Source organism: Actinoplanes auranticolor, from assembly GCF_018332655.1.
Lineage (GTDB): Bacteria > Actinomycetota > Actinomycetes > Mycobacteriales > Micromonosporaceae > Actinoplanes > Actinoplanes auranticolor.
Genome location: NZ_BOQL01000082.1, coordinates 18,740 through 39,509, shown reverse-complemented (window position 1 = coordinate 39,509; position 20,770 = coordinate 18,740). Strand labels below are relative to the sequence as shown.

The 20,770-nt window shown below is 74.2% G+C and carries 15 protein-coding genes; 5 read left to right on the top strand and 10 right to left on the bottom strand.

Going from position 1 to position 20,770, the window contains the following annotated elements; all coding sequences use genetic code 11:
- The first annotated feature begins 42 nt into the window (after nt 1-42).
- Both Aau02nite_RS42600 and katG read left to right on the top strand, forming a co-directional pair.
- Nucleotides 43-498: a Fur family transcriptional regulator gene (locus tag Aau02nite_RS42600; protein WP_212994379.1), complete on the top strand. Its 456-nt coding sequence runs from the start codon at nt 43-45 to the stop codon at nt 496-498.
- Complete coding sequence (katG, locus tag Aau02nite_RS42595) at nt 495-2,771, top strand: catalase/peroxidase HPI (RefSeq protein ID WP_212994378.1); 2,277 nt, start codon at nt 495-497, stop codon at nt 2,769-2,771. The genes Aau02nite_RS42600 and katG overlap by 4 nt, the downstream gene beginning before the upstream one ends.
- 67 nt (nt 2,772-2,838) lie before the next feature.
- On the opposite strand, the gene Aau02nite_RS42590 is transcribed toward katG, so the two are convergent.
- Genes Aau02nite_RS42590 through Aau02nite_RS42565 form a run of 6 tightly spaced genes read right to left on the bottom strand, consistent with a single transcriptional unit; the run spans nt 2,839 to nt 12,199 of the window.
- Entirely contained in the window at nt 2,839-3,516 is a 678-nt protein-coding gene (locus Aau02nite_RS42590) for an ABC transporter ATP-binding protein (protein WP_212994377.1), read from the bottom strand.
- Nucleotides 3,516-4,460: an ABC transporter ATP-binding protein gene (locus Aau02nite_RS42585; RefSeq protein ID WP_212994376.1), complete on the bottom strand. Its 945-nt coding sequence runs from the start codon at nt 4,458-4,460 to the stop codon at nt 3,516-3,518. The genes Aau02nite_RS42590 and Aau02nite_RS42585 overlap by 1 nt, the downstream gene beginning before the upstream one ends.
- Nucleotides 4,457-7,153, bottom strand: a complete 2,697-nt coding sequence (locus Aau02nite_RS42580) for an ABC transporter permease (protein WP_212994375.1) — start codon at nt 7,151-7,153, stop codon at nt 4,457-4,459. Before Aau02nite_RS42580 ends, Aau02nite_RS42585 begins: the two co-directional genes overlap by 4 nt.
- On the bottom strand, nt 7,150-10,245 hold the full coding sequence (locus Aau02nite_RS42575; RefSeq protein ID WP_212994374.1) for an FtsX-like permease family protein: 3,096 nt from the start codon (nt 10,243-10,245) through the stop codon (nt 7,150-7,152). The genes Aau02nite_RS42580 and Aau02nite_RS42575 overlap by 4 nt, the downstream gene beginning before the upstream one ends.
- Before the next feature lie 57 nt (nt 10,246-10,302).
- Entirely contained in the window at nt 10,303-11,286 is a 984-nt protein-coding gene (locus Aau02nite_RS42570) for an aldo/keto reductase (RefSeq protein WP_212994373.1), read from the bottom strand.
- A gap of 34 nt (nt 11,287-11,320) precedes the next feature.
- Nucleotides 11,321-12,199, bottom strand: a complete 879-nt coding sequence (locus tag Aau02nite_RS42565) for an aldo/keto reductase (RefSeq protein ID WP_212994372.1) — start codon at nt 12,197-12,199, stop codon at nt 11,321-11,323.
- Between the two features lie 139 nt (nt 12,200-12,338).
- On the opposite strand from Aau02nite_RS42565, the gene Aau02nite_RS42560 reads away from it, so the two are divergent.
- Nucleotides 12,339-13,253, top strand: coding sequence for a helix-turn-helix transcriptional regulator (locus Aau02nite_RS42560; protein WP_212994371.1), 915 nt, complete (start codon nt 12,339-12,341; stop codon nt 13,251-13,253).
- Nucleotides 13,254-13,265: 12 nt separating this feature from the next.
- Here Aau02nite_RS42560 and Aau02nite_RS42555 read toward each other — a convergent pair whose 3' ends face one another.
- Nucleotides 13,266-13,478, bottom strand: coding sequence for a hypothetical protein (locus Aau02nite_RS42555; RefSeq protein WP_212994370.1), 213 nt, complete (start codon nt 13,476-13,478; stop codon nt 13,266-13,268).
- Between the two features lie 81 nt (nt 13,479-13,559).
- Between Aau02nite_RS42555 and Aau02nite_RS42550 the strand changes: the two genes are divergently transcribed.
- Entirely contained in the window at nt 13,560-14,099 is a 540-nt protein-coding gene (locus Aau02nite_RS42550) for a hypothetical protein (protein ID WP_212994369.1), read from the top strand.
- A 521-nt stretch (nt 14,100-14,620) separates the two neighbouring features.
- On the top strand, nt 14,621-16,045 hold the full coding sequence (locus Aau02nite_RS42545; RefSeq protein ID WP_212994368.1) for an MFS transporter: 1,425 nt from the start codon (nt 14,621-14,623) through the stop codon (nt 16,043-16,045).
- Here Aau02nite_RS42545 and Aau02nite_RS42540 read toward each other — a convergent pair.
- The 3 genes from Aau02nite_RS42540 to Aau02nite_RS42530 all read right to left on the bottom strand — a co-directional run bounded on the left by Aau02nite_RS42540 (nt 16,023) and on the right by Aau02nite_RS42530 (nt 20,674).
- Nucleotides 16,023-18,866 carry a helix-turn-helix transcriptional regulator gene (locus Aau02nite_RS42540; RefSeq protein WP_212994367.1) on the bottom strand — a complete coding sequence of 948 codons (2,844 nt, stop codon included), beginning with the start codon at nt 18,864-18,866 and terminating at the stop codon, nt 16,023-16,025. The genes Aau02nite_RS42545 and Aau02nite_RS42540 overlap by 23 nt on opposite strands.
- A gap of 64 nt (nt 18,867-18,930) precedes the next feature.
- The gene (locus Aau02nite_RS42535) at nt 18,931-19,665 is read right to left on the bottom strand and encodes an SDR family oxidoreductase (RefSeq protein WP_212994366.1); all 735 of its coding nucleotides are present in this window, start codon (nt 19,663-19,665) and stop codon (nt 18,931-18,933) included.
- A 175-nt stretch (nt 19,666-19,840) separates the two neighbouring features.
- Nucleotides 19,841-20,674, bottom strand: coding sequence for an NAD(P)H-binding protein (locus Aau02nite_RS42530; protein WP_212994365.1), 834 nt, complete (start codon nt 20,672-20,674; stop codon nt 19,841-19,843).
- Between the last annotated feature and the right edge of the window lie 96 nt (nt 20,675-20,770).

Sequence of the window (20,770 nt, the reverse complement as noted above, 5' to 3'; positions counted from 1 at the left end):
GCCAAACTTGAACTATTCCAGAAAAGGACCTATGTTGATCGCGTGACGCCCGACTTCGAGACCCAGCTGCGTGCGGTCTCGTTGCGCGTGACCCGGCCCCGGCTGGCTGTGCTCGCCGCGTTGCGCGACCATCCGCACGTCGACACCGACACGGTGATCGCCCTGGTCCGGGCCGAGCACCCCGCGATCTCCCACCAGACGGTCTACGACGTGCTGCGCGCGTTCACCGGGACCGGCCTGATCCGGCGCATCCAGCCGGCCGGCGCGACGGCCCGCTACGAGGCCCGGGTGGGAGACAACCACCACCATGTCGTGTGCCGCTCCTGCGGAGCGATCGCCGACGTCGAGTGCGCTGTCGGCCACGCCCCCTGCCTCACCGCCTCGGACGACCACGGTTTCACGGTCGACGAGGCGGAGGTCGTCTACTGGGGCACCTGCCCCGACTGCGCGACCGCACGCCTTGCCCAAGGATCCGCCAGTTCGGAAGGAAACAAATGAGCGACACCCAGGACAACGCCCCGGCCAGCGCGCAGGGCGTGGACAAGATGGCGGCGGAAGGCTGCCCGGTCGCGCACGACTCCGTGACCGCGACCGGCAGTGAGAGCGAGAACCCGGCGATCGACTCGCCGACGCCGAAGACCGGCGGCCGGCCGCACACGATCCGGGACTGGTGGCCCAACCAGATCGACCTCTCGGTGCTGCACGCCCACTCGTCCAAGGGCAACCCGCTCGGGGAGAACTTCAGCTACGCCCGGGAGTTCGCCAAGCTCGACGTCGAGGCGCTCAAGCGTGACATCACCGAGGTGCTCACCACCTCGCAGGACTGGTGGCCGGCCGACTTCGGTCACTACGGCGGCCTGATGATCCGGATGAGCTGGCACGCCGCGGGCACGTACCGCATCCACGACGGCCGCGGCGGCGCCGGCGACGGCGGCCAGCGGTTCGCCCCGCTCAACAGCTGGCCCGACAACGCCAACCTCGACAAGGCCCGCCGCCTGCTCTGGCCGGTCAAGGCCAAGTACGGCCAGCAGATCTCGTGGGCCGACCTGCTCGTGCTGGCCGGCAACGTGGCCCTGGAGTCGATGGGCTTCAAGACCTTCGGCTTCGGCTTCGGCCGCCAGGACGTCTGGGAGCCCGAGGAGATCTTCTGGGGCCCGGAGGACACCTGGCTCGGCGACGAGCGTTACGTCTCCGACAACGAGATGGCCGAGAACGTCGGCGCGACCGAGATGGGCCTCATCTACGTCAACCCCGAGGGCCCCCGCGGCAGCGCGGACTTCCGGGCGGCGGCCCACTTCATCCGGGAGACCTTCGGCCGGATGGCGATGAACGACGAGGAGACCGTGGCGCTGATCGCCGGCGGTCACACCTTCGGCAAGACCCACGGTGCCGGCCCGGCCGACAACCACGTGGGCCCGGAGCCCGAGGGCGCCGACCTGGAGACGCAGGGCCTGGGCTGGCTGAGCACGTACGGCAGCGGCAAGGGCGCCGACACGATCACCAGCGGCCTCGAGGTGACCTGGACCGACCGGCCCACGCAGTGGAGCAACCGCTTCTTCGAGATCCTCTTCGGCTACGAGTGGGAGCTCACCACCAGCCCCGGCGGGGCCAAGCAGTGGGTGGCCAAGGACGCCGAGGAGATCATCCCGGACGCGTACGACCCGGCCCGCAAGCACAAGCCGACGATGCTCACCACGGACCTGTCGCTGCGCTTCGACCCGGCGTACGAGAAGATCTCCCGCCGTTTCCTGGAGAACCCCGACGAGTTCGCGCTGGCCTTCGCCAAGGCCTGGTACAAGCTGCTGCACCGCGACATGGGTCCGGTCAGCCGCTTCCTGGGCCCGTGGGTCGCCGAGCCGCAGCTGTGGCAGGACCCGGTGCCGGCCGTCGACCACAAGCTCGTGGGTGACGCCGACGTCGCCGCCCTCAAGGCCAAGGTGCTGGAGTCCGGCCTGACGACCGCGCAGCTGGTCTCCACCGCCTGGGCGTCGGCCGCGACCTTCCGCTCCACGGACAAGCGCGGTGGCGCCAACGGTGCCCGGATCCGGCTCGAGCCCCAGCGCAACTGGGAGGTCAACCAGCCGGAGCAGCTCGCGACGGTGCTGAGCACCCTCGAGGGCATCCAGCAGGAGTTCAACAACGCGGGCGGCGCGAAGATCTCGCTCGCCGACCTGATCGTGCTGGCCGGCTCGGCCGCGGTCGAGAAGGCGGCGCGCGAGGCCGGCGTCGAGATCACCGTGCCGTTCCACCCGGGCCGCACCGACGCGAGCCAGGACCAGACGGACGTCGAGTCCTTCCGGGTCCTCGAGCCCCGCGCCGACGGCTTCCGCAACTACCTGCGTCCCGGCGAGAAGACCCAGCCCGAGGTCCTGCTCATCGACCGCGCCTACATGCTCGACCTGACGGCGCCCCAGATGACGGTGCTGATCGGCGGCCTGCGCTCGCTGGGCGCGAACGTCGGCGGGTCGCAGCACGGCGTGCTCACCGACCGGCCCGGCGTGCTGACCAACGACTTCTTCGCCAACCTGCTCTCCCCGGGCACCCGGTGGAAGACGTCGCAGTCCGACGAGAACGTGTACGAGATCCGCGACGTGAGCACCGACGAGGTCAAGTGGACCGCGACCGCGGTCGACCTGATCTTCGGCTCGAACTCGCAGCTGCGCGCCCTCGCGGAGGTCTACGCCAGCCAGGACGCCCGGGAGAAGTTCGTGACGGACTTCGTCGCGGCCTGGACGAAGGTCATGGAGCTGGACCGCTTCGACCTCGCCTGATCCTCCTACGACCCGGAAAAGCCCGGCCGATCCGCTGCGATCGGCCGGGCTTCGCCCATGTCACCTGTCAGTCGACGAGGGTGCCGTCGCGCAGGCTGAGGACCCGGTCCGCCCGGTCCATCAGGCTCGCGTCGTGGGTGGCCACCAGCACGGTCATCCCGTGCGCGTCGACCACCGCCCGCAGCAGGTCCATGATGGACCGCCCGGTGTCCGAGTCGAGCTGGCCCGTGGGTTCGTCCGCGACCAGCAACAGCGGCTCGTTGGCGAGCGCCCGCGCCACGGCCACCCGCTGCTGCTGGCCGCCGGACAGCTCGTACGGCCGTTGCTCCGCGTGCGCGCCCAGGCCGACCAGCTCCAGCAGCACGGCCACCCGCTGGTCCCGTTCGGCGGCCGGGCGCCGGGCCAGGCGCAGCGGCACCCCGACGTTCTCGGCCGCGGACAGGATCGGGATGAGCCCGAACGACTGGAAGATGAAGCCGATCGTGGTCCGGCGCAACTCCAGCAGCTCCCGCTCGGAGGCCCCGCCGACGTCCCGCCCGGCCACCTCGATCCGGCCGGTGGTGGGCCGGTCCAGCCCGCCGATCAGGTTGAGCAAGGTCGACTTGCCCGCGCCGGACCGGCCTCGGACGGCGACCAGCTCCCCGCGCGCCACCGTGAACGACACCCCGCGTACGGCGTGCACCACGCCGTCGCCGGCCGGGAAGTCGCGTCCCAGGTCGCTCACCCGGACCACCGTGTCGGACATCAGTGCTCCTCCCCGGGCCGCACGGCCACGTGATCGGGTTCCAGGGTCAGCCGCACCCGGTCGCGCAGGGTCAGCGCCTCGACGAACGCGGCCGGCAACTGCAGGCGGCCGTTGCGGTCGAGCACCGCGTACTCCTCGCTGACCATCTCCTCCACCCCGTCGGTGCCGCGGCGCGCCGAGCGGCGTACCTCCGCGGCCGTCCGGCCGTCGCGGATCGCGACCGCCCGGCGCACCTCACCGGCGACGTTGCGGTCGTGGGTCACCACCACCACGGTGACGCCCAGCTCGGCGTTCACGGTGCGCAGCGCGCCGAAGACCTCCACCGCGGTGGCCTCGTCCAGCTCGCCGGTCGGCTCGTCGGCGAACAGCACCTCCGGGTCGTTGGCCAGCGCCACGGCGACGGCGCAGCGCTGCTGCTCGCCGCCGCTGAGGCGGGCCGGGCGCCGGTCCGCCTGGTCGGCCAGGCCGACCAGCTCCAGCAGTTCGTCGGCGCGGGCCCGGGCGGCCCGGCGGCTGCCGCGGGCCAGCCGCACCGGCAGCTCGACGTTCTCCCGCGCGTTCAGGTACGGCAGCAGATTGCGCGCGGTCTGCTGCCACACGAAGCCGACCGTCCGCCGCCGGTACGCGAGCCGGCTCTTGGCCGACATGCTCAGCAGGTCGTAGCCGGCGACCCGGGCCACGCCCGCGGTAGGCACGTCCAGCCCGGACAGGATGTTGAGCACGGTGGACTTGCCGGAGCCGGACGCGCCGACGATGGCCACCAGCTCCCCGCGGTCGACGACGAGGTCCAGGCCCTGCAGGGCGACGACCTCGACACCGTCGGTCTTGTAGATCCGCACCAGGCCGTCGCACACGATGTGCCCGGCCAGCCGGTCGGTGCCACCGGCCCGGGCCGCCGCCCGCTGCTCGGCCCGGCGTTCCAGAGCGGCGAGATCCTCGGTCATCCGTACTCCCCTCCGAGCCGCAGCGCCTCGCCCAGGCGCATCCGGCGGTTCGCGGCACTCTCCACCAGCAGCGCCGCGGCGACGGCGAGGATCACCGCGGCGAGCACGGCGGCGACCAGCGCCGGGTCGATGTGATCACGGGCCGGCACTCCCGCGGTGAACCCCGACAGCCCGAGGGCGGGACCGAGCAGCCGCGGGAGCGCGACGCCGACCAGGCCGCCGGCGAGCAGGGCGACGATCAGCAGCGGTACGAGCTCGTACAGCAGCAGCCTGCGCCCCTGGCCGGCGGACAGTCCGAGGGTCCGCAGCCGCGACAGCGTGGCGCCGCGTCCCGGCGCCCCGGCGAGCACGGCGAAGGCGACGGCCAGCAGCGCCAGCAGGACCGCGCTCGTGGCCCCCGCGGCGAAGGAGAAGCTGAGCACCCGGTTGACGCCGCTTTCCTCCAGAGAGGCACGCTGGGCGCGCCACGTCGTGACGGTCGTCGGCGGCAGCGCCCAGTCGGCCGGCGCGCGGCCGAGCCCGCTGGTCAGATACGCGAGCTGCCCGGCGTCCCCGGCGCGGCGCAGCGCATCGGGATCCGCGCCGGTGCCCGCGACGACGAAACGGTTGAACCGCAAGGGCTGCTGCGCGGCGACGGGCAACGCCTGGGCCGGCAACACGACGAACCGCTGGGCCCCCACGCCCAGCCCCGGCGCCTCGGCGGCGATCGCGGCGACCCGGAACCGGTAGGGCGTGCCCTGCACGTCCACCGCGCCCTCGGTGCCGACCGGCGCGGCCAGGTCGGGTGACACGAGGGCGGGCACGGCGTCACCGCCGCGGCCGGCCCGGATCAGGGCCGGCGGCAGGCGCAGGCTGCTGCCGCTGTCGCGCAGCACCCGTTCGGCGGCCGGGCCGTCGACGACGAGCACGCGCACCTGACCCTGCGTCTGGCCGCCGCCGGCGCGCAGCGGCGCGCCACCGGCGACCCACAGCGGCGCCACCGCCGTCACCCCGGGAACAGCGGACAGAGTCCGCGCGGTGTCCGCCCCGAACCCGGCCCCGGTGATCAGGGCGTCCCCGGCGACCTCCTGGTCCGTCGCGCGGTCGCGGGCGTCGGCGATCGAGCCGGTCACCGTGCCGGTGAAGACGCCGGTGGCGACGGCCACGACGAGCACCGCCAGCGGCGCGGTGTGCACCGGGGAGCCGCGGCCGGCCCCGGCCAGGCCGAGGAACGGCACAGCGCCCCGGGCCCGCGCGGTCAGGCGCCCGGCCAGCCGCAGCGGCCACGGCAACAGCCGCAGGACGATCAACGCCACCGCCACCGCGAGCAGGACCGGCACCACCACCAGGTACGGGTCCACGCCGTCGGTCGCGGCCAGTCCGCGCCGGCGGACCAGCAGCACACCGAGCACGGCGAGGAGCACGACGAAGGCCTCGGCGACGAACCGCCGGGCCGACGGACGCGAGCGCGTGAGGTCCCGGCGGCGCCCGGCGAAGGTGGGATGCCGCTGCGTCGCCGTGGCCAGCACCGGCGCGGTCAAGGTGGCCACGGCGGCCACCGCGAGCAACGGCAGCCAGCCGTACGCGGGCGCCCGCCCGGGCAGCAGGGCCCCGGCGAGCGCGCCCGCGAGCACGGCGGCGGGCACGACCAGCACCGTCTCGGCCAGCAGCCGGCCGCCGATGGTCGCGGCGGCACCACCACGGGCCCGGATCAGGGCGAACTCGGCGCGGCGCCGCTCCACGACCAGCCCGGCCGCGAGCGCGATCAGCCCGAGCAGGGTGGCCAGGACGCCCGCCTGCACGACGGCCAGCAGCGCGGCGACGGCGGTCTGCTCGCCGGTGAAGCGGCTCAGAGAGGCCTCGAGGCCGCTGACCAGCGCCGTCCGCGGCGGTGGGCTGCGCCGGGCGGCTGCCACGGCCGCGGCCAGCGCCGGCACGTCCGGGGCCGTCAGACGTTCCTCGGCGATCCGGAAGCGCCACTCGTGCACCACGTCGCCGGTGCGCTCGGCGGCGAACCGCAGGCCGGCGTCGTCGGTGAGCAGGCCGGCCCGCACGGTGACGCCGTCGTCCGGGTTCGGGCAGGCCGTCTGGGTGAGCGGCATGTCGGCCCAGATCGCCGCCCCCGGGTCGTTCTGCTCGAAGATGCCGACCACCTGCACCGGCACCCGGCCGTACGAGCCGGTCAGGGTGAAGGTCGAACCGACCCGCACCTTCATGGCCGTGGCGGCCGGGCGGGCCAGCGTCGCCTCGACGGTGCCGCCCGAGGCCGGCGGGCGGCCCTCGACCATCCGGATCGCCTGGTCGGCGCCGGTCAGCGTGCGCACCGACAGGCTCGGCGTGCAGTTGCCCAGGAACGGTGCGACGTCGCCGCTGGTACGCACACCGTTGGGGCCGACCCGCGCGGTGTACCACTGGTCGCTGATCAGATCGGGCAGCGGCGCGCCGAGCTGCCGCCGGTAGGTGTCGAGCCGGGCCGGGCCGTCGCGGACGACATCGGCGGAGGGGTCCAGCGGGAAGCGGGCGCGCACGCTGCCGAACGTCACGTCGCGGGCGGTGTGCGGCAACCGCACGATGTCCGCGCGCAGGCCCGCGTCGGTGTAACCGTTGGCCAGCTTCGGCACGCCGCTCACCAGCAGGGACGCCACCAGGGCGAGGACGGCGAGCAAGGCCAGTCCACCGGCGAAGGCGCGGGCGCGGTGCAGCAGAGCGGTCACTGGTCCTGCCCCCAGGTGGGCGGGGCCGCCACGAGGCGGCGGTGCATGCGGACCGCGGCCAGCGCGGTCAGGGCAAGGGCGAGGGCGACGAGCACGACGCCCGTACCGGCGGCGCGAAGCCACTCGATGGCCGGCAGCGCCACCGGCACCGGCCGCGCGGCGGCGGGCGTCAGCACCAGCAGCGGGGCCACCGCGATCGCGACGAGCACGCCGGTGAGCAGCCCGGTGAGCGCGCCCAGCCCGGTCAGGAACGCCTGCTCCACGAGCAGCGAGCGGGTGAGCAGCCGCCGGCCCGCGCCGAGGGCGTGCAGCACCGCCAGCTCACCCGCGCGCCGCCGGGTGGTGGCCTGCACGTCCACCGCGACGCCGACGGCGGCCAGCAGGAGCGCGGCCAGGGCCGCTCCGAAGAGCGCCGCGCGGGCCCCGGCGCCGAACGGGTCGCTGCTGGCGGCGGCCAGCGCCCGCCGGTCGACGACCTGGATGCCGTCCAGCCGGGCCGCGGCGCTCGCCGCGGCGGCGTGCGCGTCCTCGCCGGTGGCGAGCCACCATTCCTGGATCGCCGGGACGACGCCGCGCCGGCCGAGCAGCTGGGCGTTGAGCGACGGGAGGTCGGCCAGCAGCGCGGGGCCGCCGTCCGTGCCGGGCACCGCCGCGATCGTGTCGGCGATCTTGACGTCCACCTGGACGCCCTCGACGTTGAGCGTGGTGGTCTGCCCGGTCCGCAGGCGCAGCTCGGCGAGCGCGGCGGGGGTGACCGCCACCGGCACCGGCGTGGCGGCCACGGCGGGCACGACCGCGAAGTCCACCCGGCCCGATTCGGGCACCCGGTAGGCCGCGGTCAGGACATCCGGCCGGGGGTGCGCGACCGGCTCGGTGAACTCCCGGTCCGCCAGCTGCCATTGCGGCGCGGACAGCGGCACGTCCAGGCCGTCGAGCCGCCAGTCCACCGTGGACCCGGACGCCGCGGCGGACGCCTGGACGAGGAACCCGGCCAGCCGCCACGAGCCGCCGGCCGGGGGCGCCAGGGTGAACCGGCCGGTGGCGTCCGGCTCGATCGGCGTGCGCACCTGCCGGCCGGTCGGATCGGCGAACAGGGCGGTCGTCCGTACCCCCGGACCCGTCGTGACGGTGCCGCGGCCGGGCACCTCGGCCTCGCCCCCGGCGGGCCGGGCGGCGGCCAGCGTGCGCCACAGGCCGTCGGGGTCGCCACCGGCGATGTCGTCACGGATGCGCACCACGCGCGGCCCGGCCGACGCGTCCAGGGCGACAAGGCCACCCGTGCCGCCGCCGCTGCCGAGGGAGACGCTGGTGCGCACGCCGGGCAGCGCGGTCGCCACTCCCGGCAGCGCGGCGAGGGCGGCGGACCGGTCCGCCAGCGGGACCCCGGCGTTCTCGACCAGCCGCAGGTCGGCGCCGGCGCGCAGGTCGGCCTGGTCGGCCGCGGAGCGCTCGGACGTGCCGGCCAGGCACCACGACACCGTGCCCGCGGCGACCGCCAGCGCCACCAGGACCATCGGGCCCGCGTGCGACCGGCGACCGGCCTGCCAGGCCCCGAACACCGCCGCACTGTCGGCCGACCGTTCCGCGAGCCGGGCCCCGAGGCGCGCCGCCGGGGGCAGCACCCGCAGCGTGAGCACGGCACCGGCGATCACTCCGAGCGTCGGCGCCGCGGCGAGCAGCGGGTCGATGCCCAGCGCGCCGCCCGAGCCCGCGCCCGACAGCGGGGACGCGTACTGACGCAACTGCAGCCAGCTCAGCACGGCCAGGGCCAGCAGCACCACGTCCAGGCCGGCGCGCAGCACCGCCGACCGGGTGCGCGGCCGGGAGCGGGCGGCCAGCTCGGCGGCGTACGCGCGCCCACGGCGCGCCGCCGGACCCGCGACGGCCAGCGCGCACCCGGCCGCGGCCACCGCCGCCACCAGCCACGTGAAGGCGGTGAGGCGGGGACGCAGATCGAGCACGGCGGCCAGGGCCGGAATCCGGCTCGCCAGCTCGACCAGGCCGAACGCCAGCACCGGCCCGAACGCCGCCGCGGGCAGCACCACCAGCAGCGCCTCCCGCACGGCGAGCCCGGCCAGCCAGCCGCGCGACGCACCGCGTGCCCGCAGCAGGGCCGTCTCGCCGCGCCGGTCCTCGGCGAGCACCACGGCCATGAGCAGCAGCCCGTACCCGGCCAGCACGATGATCAACAGCGCCGGGGTGACCAGCGTGGACCGGCCGACCAGGTCGGCGCGGGGCAGCCGGGCGGCGAGCGCGGGCAGGCCGGTCTCGGCCGACGCCGACTCGTCCAGCCCGCGCGGCGGCGGCAGTCCCGTCCCGGCCGCGGCCGCCGCGGCGGCGACCCGGCTCACCTCGTCCAGCGTGGTCGCGTCCAGCTGCGGGGTCACCAGCCAGGCGGCGGACGCGGAGGGGGCGAAGCCGGCCGCGAAGTCGGCCCGGTCGACCACCAGCGGCCCGTAGGTCGCGGACTGCGGCCGCACGCCGGTCGCGGCCTCCGGCATCAGCCGCCAGTACGGGTCGCCGGCATCCACCGGCCGCCACACTCCGGCCACCACCACCTCGGTCACCCGCCCGGTGCGGCGGTCGGTGAGCGGGATCCGGTCCCCCACCGTGCGCCCGAGCAGCCGGGCGGCCGGCTCGGCCAGCGTGGCCTGGGCCGGTGACGACCCCGGGGCGGCCCACCGGCCGGCGGTCAGCCGCGCATGGTCGGCAAGGTCGTCGACGTGCAGGACCGACGCGTACGCGACCCCGGTCGAGTCGGGCCGGACCGCACCGGTCGGCTCGGCGAGCCCCCAGCCGACGCCGTACGCGGCACCGACGACCGTGACGGGCACACCACCCAGCCCGGAGCCGAACGACCGGCGCAGCGCGGCGTCCCGCTGTTGTTGCACAGCCGGGTCGTCGCCGGCCGTGCCGCGCACCAGAATGGAGCGCTCGGCCGGATCGGCGGCGGCCACGGCGGTCCGCACGCTGGCCTCGGTCACCGCCGCGCTGTACACGGTGAGCGCGGCCAGCAGCGTCGCCGCGGTCAGCGCCACCCCGGCCACGGCCAGCAGCAGAGCCGCCGCCCCCCGGGCGCGCCGCAGCATCATGCGCGCGATCCTGCCAGATCAACTCGCCGCTCAGGGGGCGGGTGGCCGCGTGGCGGGTCAGCGTTCGATCAGCCGCATCTGGTCGTCGGTGTGGTGACCGCCCTCGGCCGGCGGCAGCGCGGTGAGCGACGCGATCTGCTCCGCGCTGAGCTGCACCGCGTCCGCAGCCGTGTTCTCCTCCACCCGGCTCACCCGCTTGGTCCCGGGAATGGGGACGACGTCCTCCCCCTGAGCGAGCAGCCAGGCCAGCGCCACCTGGGCCGGCGTACAGCCCGCCTGTCCGGCGACCGCCTGCACCCGGTCCGCGATGCGCAGATTGCGCGCGAAGTTCTCCCCGGTGAATCGCGGGTGGTTCTTGCGGAAGTCGCTGTCGTCGAGTTGCTCCAGATCCGCCGGTGACCGCAGGGAGCCGGTGAGGAAACCACGACCGAGCGGCGAGTACGCCACCAGCCCGATCCCCAGCTCACGCAGCACCGGCAGCAGCAGCTCCTGGTCACGCGTCCACAGCGAGTACTCCGACTGCACGGCGGTGACCGGGTGGACGGCGTGCGCCCGGCGGATGGTGCCGGTCCACGCCTCGGACAGCCCGACGAAGCGGATCTTGCCCTGCTGGACCAGTTCCGCGAGGGCGCCCATGGTGTCCTCGATCGGGGTGTCCGGGTCGACGCGGTGCTGGTAGTACAGGTCGATGTGGTCGGTGCCGAGGCGCTGCAGGGAGCCGTCGACCGCGGCGCGGATGCTGTCCGGGCTGCTGTCGGGCCGGCCCGCGGCGCGGCCGGTGTGCGAGATCAGGCCGAACTTGGTGGCCAGCACCACCCGGTCGCGGCGTCCCCGCAGGGCCCGGCCGACCAGTTCCTCGTTGACGTAGGGGCCGTAGACCTCGGCGGTGTCGATCAGGGTGACGCCCAGGTCGACGGCCCGGTGGATGGTGCGGATCGACTCGGCGTCGTCGCTGCCGGCGCCGGTGTAGCCGTGCGACATCCCCATCGCGCCGAGGCCGATCCGGGCGACCTCCAGGTCGCCGAGCTTCGCGGTACGCATGATCGTCCTCCGTGTGGTTGGCGGGTCGGGTGGTTCAGGACTCGGGGATCTCGCGGCCGAAGCGCTCGAGGGTGACCTCGGCGGGCTCGGGGCCGCCGCGCCTGCCCGTGTCCAGGGCGTCGATCGCGGCGAGCTGCTCGCCGGTGAGCTCGAAGCCGAACACGTCGACGTTCTCCGCGATCCGCTGCGGCCTGGTCGACTTCGGGATCACCTGGCGGCCCTGCTGCAGGTGCCAGCGCAGCATGACCTGCGCGGGTGTCCGGCCGTGGGCCTTCGCGATCTCGCCGATCACCGGGTCCTGCAGCGTGCTGGTGTGCCCGCTGTCGCGGTAGAACGTGATGCCGCCGATCGGTGCCCACGCCTGGGTGAGGATGCCGTGCTGCGCCCCGAAATCCTGCACGTCGCGCTGCTGGAAGTAGGGGTGGACCTCGATCTGGTTGACCGCGGGCACCACCGTGGCCCGGTCCAGCAGGGTCTGCAGGTGTTCGACCATGAAGTTGCTGACACCGATGGCGCGCACCTTGCCGTCGCCCAGCAGCTTCTCCAGCGCGCGGTACGCCCCGAGGGTCCGGCCGAACTCCGAGGGCAGCGCCTGGTGCAGGATCAGCAGGTCGATCCGGTCGACGCCGAGCTTGCCGGCACTCTTGTCGAAGGCGTGCAGCGTCTCTTCGTACCCGTAGTCGCTGATCCAGATCTTGGTCTCCAGGAAGACCGCGGCGCCGGATCCGGCGACGGCCTCGCCCACCTGCCGCTCGTTGCCGTAGGCGGCGGCGGTGTCGATGTGCCGGTAGCCGGTCGCCAGCGCGGCCGCGACGGCGGCCCGGGTCTCCTCCGGCGGGGTCTGGAAGACGCCGAGTCCGATGGCGGGCATCCCGACACCGTTGTTCAGCGTCAGGCTGGGGACGGTGGTCATGAAATGTTCCTCTCGGTGGCCGGACAGCAAGTGACGTATCCCGAGAGCCTGCGCCGAAACGGATCCTGCCGGGAGACCCTGCGCAAAGGGGTAACGCCAGGGACCCCCTCGCGCCGGACGGCGTGCCTAGCCTGGGTGCATGGACAACCGCAGCGAGGTCCGCGCGTTCCTCAGCTCCCGCCGGGCGAAGGTGAGCCCGGAGCAGGTGGGCATCCCCGCGTACGGCAGCCGCCGGGTCGCCGGGCTCCGCCGCGGTGAGGTGGCCGCTCTCGCGGGGGTCAGCGTCGAGTACTACACCCGGCTGGAACGCGGCAACCTCGCCGGCGCCTCCGACGGCGTCCTGGATGCCATCGCCCGCGCGCTGCGGCTGGACGACACCGAGACCGCGCACCTCCACCATCTGGCTCGCGCCGCGGGCCGGCCGGCCGCCCGCCCCCGGCGCGAGAAGGCACCCGAGATCCGCCCGGCGATCCGGCGGATGCTGGACTCGATGACGGGCGTACCGGCGTTCCTGCGCAACCACCGCTTCGACATCCTGGCCGGGAACGCGCTCGGGCTGGCCCTCTACGCGCCCATGGTCACCGCGAGCCCGGCCCGGCCGGTGAACTCTATGCGGTTCATGTTCCTGGACCCGCACGCGCAGGCGTTCTACGCGCAGTGGCCGCAGGTGGCCCGTTCCGCCGTCGCGGCCCTGCGCACCGCGGCCGCCCGGCACCCGGACGACCGGCAGCTGATGAACCTGATCGGCGAGCTGTCGATGCGCAGCGAGCCCTTCCGCGGCTGGTGGGCCGCCCAGGACGTCTACGTGCACCGCCACGGCACGAAGCGGTACAGCCATCCGGCCATCGGCGAGCTGGAGTTGGCGTTCGAGGTGCTCGAGCTGGCCGGCGACGACAACCTGACGGTCGTGACCTACTCCGCCGAGCCCGGCACACCCTCCGGCGACGGCCTGGAACTGCTCGCCACGTGGGCCGCGACGTCCCGCGATCACAGCGGTCAAGGAGCCCTTGCGGGAAGGGGTGATGGCGGGGTCCCCGACGTCAGGCTCACCTGAGCCTGATCACGTTCACCGCACGTTCCGCTCGAGATTCATCGGCGGCAGGGGCTGGTCGGTCCGGGCGACGTGACCGATCCGGGACGTCAGCTTGCGGAGCACGCCCAGGCTGCCGATGCGGGCCGCCAGCCGTACGGCCCGCACACCGGACCGGGACCTCGGGTACAAGAGCCCCGGCGTGCCCGGCGGCAGCTTCTGCGCGTCCGCGATCAGGGCCGCATCCATCCCTCGTAACGGGTGAGCGCGGCGCCGAGGCCGGTCGGCTCGGCCCGGCTGAGGCAGGCGGCCAGGACGTATCCGCCGGCCATGACCCGCTCGGCCTGCCAGCCCGCGTCCTGGAAGGTGCTGCGCAGCGCCGCGCGCGCCTGGTCCAGCGGCAGGTCGGCGAGATTCTGCCCGCGGGCGGTGAAGGCCAGGGTGGCCCGGGTGGTGCCCCCGTTCGCCGCGGATGACCCGGGCCAGGTCGCCGCGGAGGATCTCCAGCTCGGCGGTGGGGCCGTCCGGGTCCTCGACCGGGAACCTCGCTATGACGCGGCCCTTGCCGTCGAGGACGCTCGTGCCCTGCTCGGTGGTGCTCCGGCGGCGTACCGCCTCCTCGAGCCCCATCCGGTCGAGGACGTCGCGGGCGGCGCCCCGCACGTCGACGTTCTGCCCGCCGTCCCGGAAAGAGACCGTCTGCTCGGCGGGCTGCGCGATCACGGGGTGGCCTTCGCCGAGCTCGGCCGGCATTTCGGTACGCGGATGGGCCTGCACACCACCGACGCCAACGCCGTGGTGGAGATCCTGTCGGCGGAGGAACGCGGCACGCCGCTGACCCAGGCCGCTCTGAGCCGACGCATCGACTGACGCCGGGCGCGACCTCGTCGCTGCTCAACCGGCTGGAGAGGGCCGGGCACGTGACGCGCGTCCGGGACAGCGTGGACCGGCGCCTCGTGACCCTGCGGGCGACGGCGGGTGTCGAGGGGATGCTGGGGCACATCGCGGAGCTGGACCGGCGGGACGACTCCTAGCAGCGGACCGGCGGCATCGCCGTGGCTCACGGCGATACCGTCCGGTCCTGGACGCGCTTGCCGCCGAGCTTGATCTCAGGATGGTCGGCGCGCTCGTCATTGACGAGGACCGTGTGGGAGAACGTAACCATCGCGCGCGCCTTTCGTCGGACTGTCCGGTCGTGGTGGCCGGCGAGAACCATCTCGTGCCGGGCTCGGACCGGTCATCCCGCCTTCCCGGGATATCTCCTCGCGCGCCGCCGTACCCGGCGGCCGGTGAAATCACGACAACGCGTGATGAAAGGCGGCCGGACCGCCCGAAGGATGAGCAGCGGTGGTCCTGTCTCATTCAGTTCGGAACAGGAAGCGGGTTCTCCGATGAGTCCTGCAAGTGTCGGCGCGAAGGCGCAGGCGCCCCCGGCCGTCCGGCGCGGCCCCTGGGCCGTCTTCTGGGTCCTGGCGCTCATCGAGTTCATGTCCGTCATGGACGCCTCGGCGGTCAACATCGCGCTGCCGCACATCAGCGACTCGCTCGGCTTCACCCCCACGACGATCGCCTGGGTGGTGGACGCGTACCTGGTCGGCTTCGCGGGCTTCATGCTGCTGGCCGGGCGGGCCACCGACATCGTCGGCCGGCGCCGGCTGTTCATCGCCGGCGTCGTGGTCTTCACGCTCTTCTCGCTCGCCTGCGCGGCCTCCACGGAGCCGTGGCAGCTGGTGGTGAGCCGGCTCTTCCAGGGCCTGGGCGCCGCCCTCGTCACTCCCGCCGCGCTGGCGCTGATCACCGACATCTTCCCGGAGGGCCCGAACCGCAACAAGGCGATCGGCATCTTCAGCGGCATGGCCGGCGTCGCCGCGCCGGTCGGCCTGGTGCTCGGCGGCCTGCTCACCACGGCCGCCTGGCAGTGGATCTTCCTGATCAACCTGCCGATCGGGCTGTTCGTGCTGGCCGCCAGCCTGCGGCTGCTGCCGGCCACGCCCGGGGGCGCGCGGGAACGCCTCGACATCTTCGGCGCCGTCGCCGCCACCGGCGGGCTGATCCTGCTGATCCTCGCCACGGTCCGGGGCAGCGCCCAGGGCTGGACCTCGGCGCTCACCATCGCCGAGTACGCGGCGGCCGCGGTGCTCATCGTGGCGTTCGTCGTACGGCAGCGCCGGGCCGCCGCCCCGCTGCTGCCGACCGCACTGTTCGACCGGCGCAACGTCGTGGTCGGCAACGTGATCTTCACGCTGGTCGGGACCGTGCTGATCTCGACCTTCTTCGTCATCACGCTCTTCCTGCAGCAGGTGCGCAACTTCGACTCGCTCTCCGCGGCGCTGATCTACCTGCCGGTGCCCCTGGCGATGCTGATCGGCACCCAGGTGGCCCCCCGGGTGCTGCGGTTCGGCCCGCACAACGCGCTCGCCGCCGGGCTGCTGATCCAGGCAGCCGCCCTCGCCGCCTGGGCCACCCTGCTCAGCGACGAACGGTCGATCGTGGTGGCCTTCGTGGTGCCCGCGTCGGTGTGGGCGTTCGGGCTCGGCATGTCGATCGTCTCGTCGTTCGTCGTGTGCACCATGGGCATCGACGACCCGATCGCCGGGGCGGCGGCCGGGCTGGCCACCACCACCTACCAGGCCGGTGGCGCGCTGGGACTGGCAGTGCTCGCGGCGGTGGCCGACAGCCGGACGCGAGCGGTGGCCGGCGACCTGAGCCCCGCCGACGCCCTCGTCTCGGGCTACTCGGCGGCGCTGTGGTGCGCCCTCGGCGCCACGCTGCTGGGTGCGGTGCTGACCCGCTTCATCGTGTCGCGGCCGGCCTGAGGCCGTCGGAGGACGACGCGGTCCCGCGGTCGTTCTCCAGCGCCAGCCGGGTCAGCTCGACCCGGCTGGACACCCGCAGCTTGGCGAACGCGTGGCGGATGTGGCTGTCCACGGTGTGCCGGGACAGGAAGAGCTCGGCCGCCACCTCCCGGTTGGTCCGGCCCTGAGCCACCAGGCGCACGACCCGCAGCTCCGACTCCGTGAGGCTGCCCCATCCGCTCTTCGGCCGGCGGGCCGTCCCCCGTCCCGTCGGCCGGCCCGACCGGGCCCGCCGCAGGCGTCCCTGGAGACGCTGGACGTCGCGGTGCGCGCCCGCGTCGGCGTACAACGACAGGGCCTGCTCGAACAAGGCGGGCGCGGCCGCGTCGTCGCCCCGCGACCGCTCGGCGACCGCCTGATCCTCCAGCGCCGAGGCCCGGCACAGCGGACGCGGGCTCGTCCGGTACGCCGTGACGGCCGCGCGCAGGGCGTCGAGGTCGTCGTGCAGCAGGCCCTCGGCGTGCAGCGCGGCACCGTTGAGCGACACCACTCCCTGATTGCGGTCGGCGACCCGGCGGGCGGCGGCCACGACGCTCGCCGCCTCGTGCCGCGCGCCGACGGCGAGGGCGAACCGGGTCAGCGACGCGGCGGCGAGCGGTTCGTGCACGAGCAGGTAGGGACGGTCCCCCAGGATCGGGTAGAGGCTGCTGAGAGCCTCGAACGCGGCTTCCGGCCGGCCGTCGGCGTCGTGGTACAGCGCGGTCTCCCACTGCACTTCCTCGTCCGTGGCGCACACCCCCGTGTCGAGGTAGTGCCGGGCACGGTCGAGATGACGCCGGGCCGCCGTCTGGTCCTTGCGGCGTACGGCCAGGTGGGCGAGCGTGGCGAGCAGCGCCGGGGCACACGCGGTGGCGCCCAGCTGCTCGGCGGCGAGCAGGCCCGCCTCGGCCGCCGCCTCCGCGTCGCCCAGTTGACCGGTGGAGAGCAGCAGATCGGCCTGGAACAGCTGGGACAGCGGACGCGACCACACCGTGCCGAGCTGGTCGGCGATCCGGCGGTCGGCCTCGTAGACGTAGCCGGCGCGGTCCGTACGGTCCAGGGCCACCAGGGCCCGGCCCAGCCAGAGCCGCGGATGGCGGTGCGGTGCCTCGCCGCGGACCCGGTCGGCCAGGGTCACGGCGTCGTCGGCGTGGCGCAGGGCGAGGTCGAGCTCACCCCGGGCGTACGCGACGGCACTCTGCGCGGCACCGCCCAGCACCACGGCTGAGTGCGTACCACTGAGCCCGCCCTGCTCGACCGCCCCGGCCGCGGCCCGCTGGGCCGCGTCGAGCTCGCCGACCTGCAGCAGGCCGTGGGCCTGAACGCCGAGCAGGCGGGCCTGATCCGGGGTCGGCACGCCCTCGCGGCACAGCGCCCGCTCGATGTACGCGACCGCCTCGCGGTCCTGACCCGCGTGCTTGAGCGCCTCGGCCAGGCCGAGCAGGATCGCGGCCTCGTCGGGCGCGGACAGTCCGCAGCTGAGGTAGATGTCGCCGAGCTTCTGCGCCTCGGCCAGCCGCCCGGCCGAGGCGAGCAGCCGGATAGCGTCCGCGATCAGCTGCAGCCGGCCCGGGTCGTCGCCGCGCAGCAGATCGAGAGTCTGCATGATCAGGTCGGCGGCGGCGCCGGGCGCGGAGTGGGCGACCTCGTCGATGGCGTCCCGCAGCAGCTCCATCGACTGGGGGTCGACCTGTTGCGCCCCGTGCACGAAGTGCTCGGCGATCTCCGCCGCCGGGCGCCCCTCGTTGCGCAGGACCGTGACCGCCTCCCGGTGCAGGGCCTGCCGGGCGGATCCGGGAAGACCGTCGTAGACGGCCTCGCGGATGAGGTTGTGCCGGAACCACAGCGAGCTGCCGCTGTCGATCAGCGTGCCGGCGTCCACCGCGTCGCGGGTGGCTCCGAGCAGCTCGGCGGTGGGCTGGGCGAGCAGGCCGGCCACCTCGTGCAGGGTGAACGGGCGGCCCAGCACGGCACCGACCTCCAGCAGCCGGCGGACGTGGGCGGGCAGCTCGCTGAGCCGGCGGTCCACAGTGGTCACGAAGCTGGCCGGCAGCGGACCCTCGGAGACCTCGGCGAGGCCGCCGGACCGGTGGATCCGGCCGGTCGCCTGCAAGGTGGTCAGCAGCTCCTCGAGCAGGAAGGGGTTGCCGTCGGCGCCGTCGGCCAGGGCCAGCACGCCGGGCCCGGGCCGGGCGCCGAGCACGTTGACGCAGAACCGGGCCGCGGCCGGCGGGTCCAGCGGCTCCAGCGGGAGCGACCGGGCGCCCTCGTCGATCAACCAGTCCACCATCGCGGCGGCCGGGGTGCGGGAGATGTGCGAGCGCCGGGCGAGCAGCCAGAGCACCGAGGACGACTGCAACGCCGGCACCATCACCCGCAGCGCGAGCGAGGTGAGCTCGTCCACCCACTGGATGTCGTCGATCGCGATCACCAGCGGCCGGTCCCGGCAGAACTGCTCGACCCGCTCGCTGAGCTGGTCCACCAGCCAGAACTTGGCGTCCGGGTGCCGGGTGATGTCGGCCATCCGGGTCTCGTCGAGCACCGGCGGCACCGAGGTGCGCAGCGCCGCCAGGAAGGTGGTCAACGGCGCCACCCGGTCCAGCTCGGTGGTGCGGCCCGCCGCGACGGTGATCCCCCGCTCGCCGGCCGCGCCGACCGCGGCGGTCAGAACGCGGGTCTTGCCGATCCCCGCCGGGCCCTCGATGACCAGGCACCCTCCCGTGCCGCCGGCCAGCGCCTCCAGTGCGCCGTCGAGCGCGGCCTGGGTGTCGTCGCGGCCCACCAGCGGGAAGGGACTTGGCATGATCGAGCGCCTCTCGTCGTGCCGGCACCGGGCCCGGAAGCTCAGCGCGGCGGTGAGCCGGGTCCTACAGCATTCCTCCGTCGGCGTGCAGGGTCTGCCCGGTCACCCAGGCGGAGTCCTGTCCGGCGAGGAACGAGACCACGGCGGCGACGTCCGCCGGCTGGCCCAGGCGCCGCAGCGGCGTGGCACCGATGATCATGTCGAGGTTCTGCCGGGCGTCGGGCGAGAGCATGTCGGTGTCGGTGGGGCCGGGCGCCACCGCGTTCACCGTGATGCCCTGCGGGCCGAACTGGTGCGCCAGCGAACGGGTCAGCACCTCGACCGCCACCTTGGTGGCGCCGTAGACGCCGAGCATCGGCACCGCCCCGGACGGGAGCCCGGCAGCGATGTTGATGATCCGCCCGCCCTCGGGCAGGACCTTGACGGCCTCCTGGGCCGAGAGGAACACGCTCTTGAAGTTCACCGCGACCGCGCGGTCGAAGTCCTCCTCCGAGGTGTACTGCACGGGCCCGCCGACCAGTACCCCGGCGTTGTTGACGACGACGTCGACACCGGCGCCCCGGGCGCCGGCGAACTCGAAGAGCGCCCGGACGTCGGCGGCCACGGAGACGTCACCGCCGATCGCGGCGGCCTCACCGCCACTCTCGACGATGCCGCGGACGACCGCCTCGGCCGCCTCCTTGTTGTGCTGGTAGTGGGCGACCACCCGGAAACCGTCCCGGGCCAGCCGTTCGGCGATGGCCCGTCCGATTCCGCGTGAGGCTCCGGTGACGATCGCCGTCCTGCCGTTCAAAGCCATTCGATCTCCTAGCGTGGTTAAACGATGGACTGTCCCGGCCCGGCCGATGCGCGGCCGGGCGACAGCACCACCCGGGCGCGGGTCCGCAACGATCGTCGTGCGCCACGGCGTCGCCGGCATCACGCGCCTTCGTGATATCCGGGTGCCGGGCATCCGAAGGTGCCGACGGAGATGATCAGCGGAAATCGCCGGCGTGGTCGTGGGCCCACGCGGCGAAGGTCAGCGCGGGCCGGCCCAGGAGCTCGGGCACGGCATCGACGGCCACCTCGGCGGGCAGCGTCGGCACGCTCCCCCGGGCCTGAAGCACCATGTCGACCAGCGGCCGGGGCAGGTGCATCAACAGCTCGGCGCGGTACGTGTCGACGTCCACCTCCTGCAGCCGTACAGGCTCGCCGATCGCCTCGGCGATCACGGCGACCTGGTCACGAATGGTCACCGGACCCGCGCCCAGAACGGGATAGGCGGCGCCCGGGGTGTCGTCCAGCAGAGCCCGGGCTGCCACCGCGGCGATGTCACGCTCGTGGACCGGCGCGGTCGTCGCGTCCGGGAAGGCGGTACGCAACACCCGCTCGGTCCGGATCGACTGCCAGCGCAGGGAGTTGGTGGCGAAGTAACCGGGCCGCACGAACGTCCGGCCGAACCCGGCGTCCTCCAGCGCCCGCTCCGCCGCGAGGTGCCGCAGCCCGATCGGATTGGCGGCGGCGTCCGGCGCCAGCACCGAGTAGGAGGACAGCAGGACCACATGCTCGACGCCGGCCCGGCGCGCCGCTGCCGCGAACTCGCCGCCCGTCTCCGGATGGGCGTACAGGAAGACCTTGCGTACTCCGGCCAGCGCCTCCGGCAGGGTCGCCGGGTCGGCGAGATCGGCCCGCACCACGTCAACGCCGTGCGGGAAGTCGCCCGGCCGCGGAGTGCGGCTGGACGCGCGGACCTGCGCCCCGGCGTCCAGCAATTCCTTCAGTACCGCAGCGCCGACCTGTCCCCGGGCACCGGTCACCAGAATGGTCACGTTTGCTCGCCTCCGTCTCGACGGGTTACAGAATACACATTCTGAAACCTGCAACTCAGCCTGGGCGGGATCAGGGCCGCGACGGTGATGACCGGT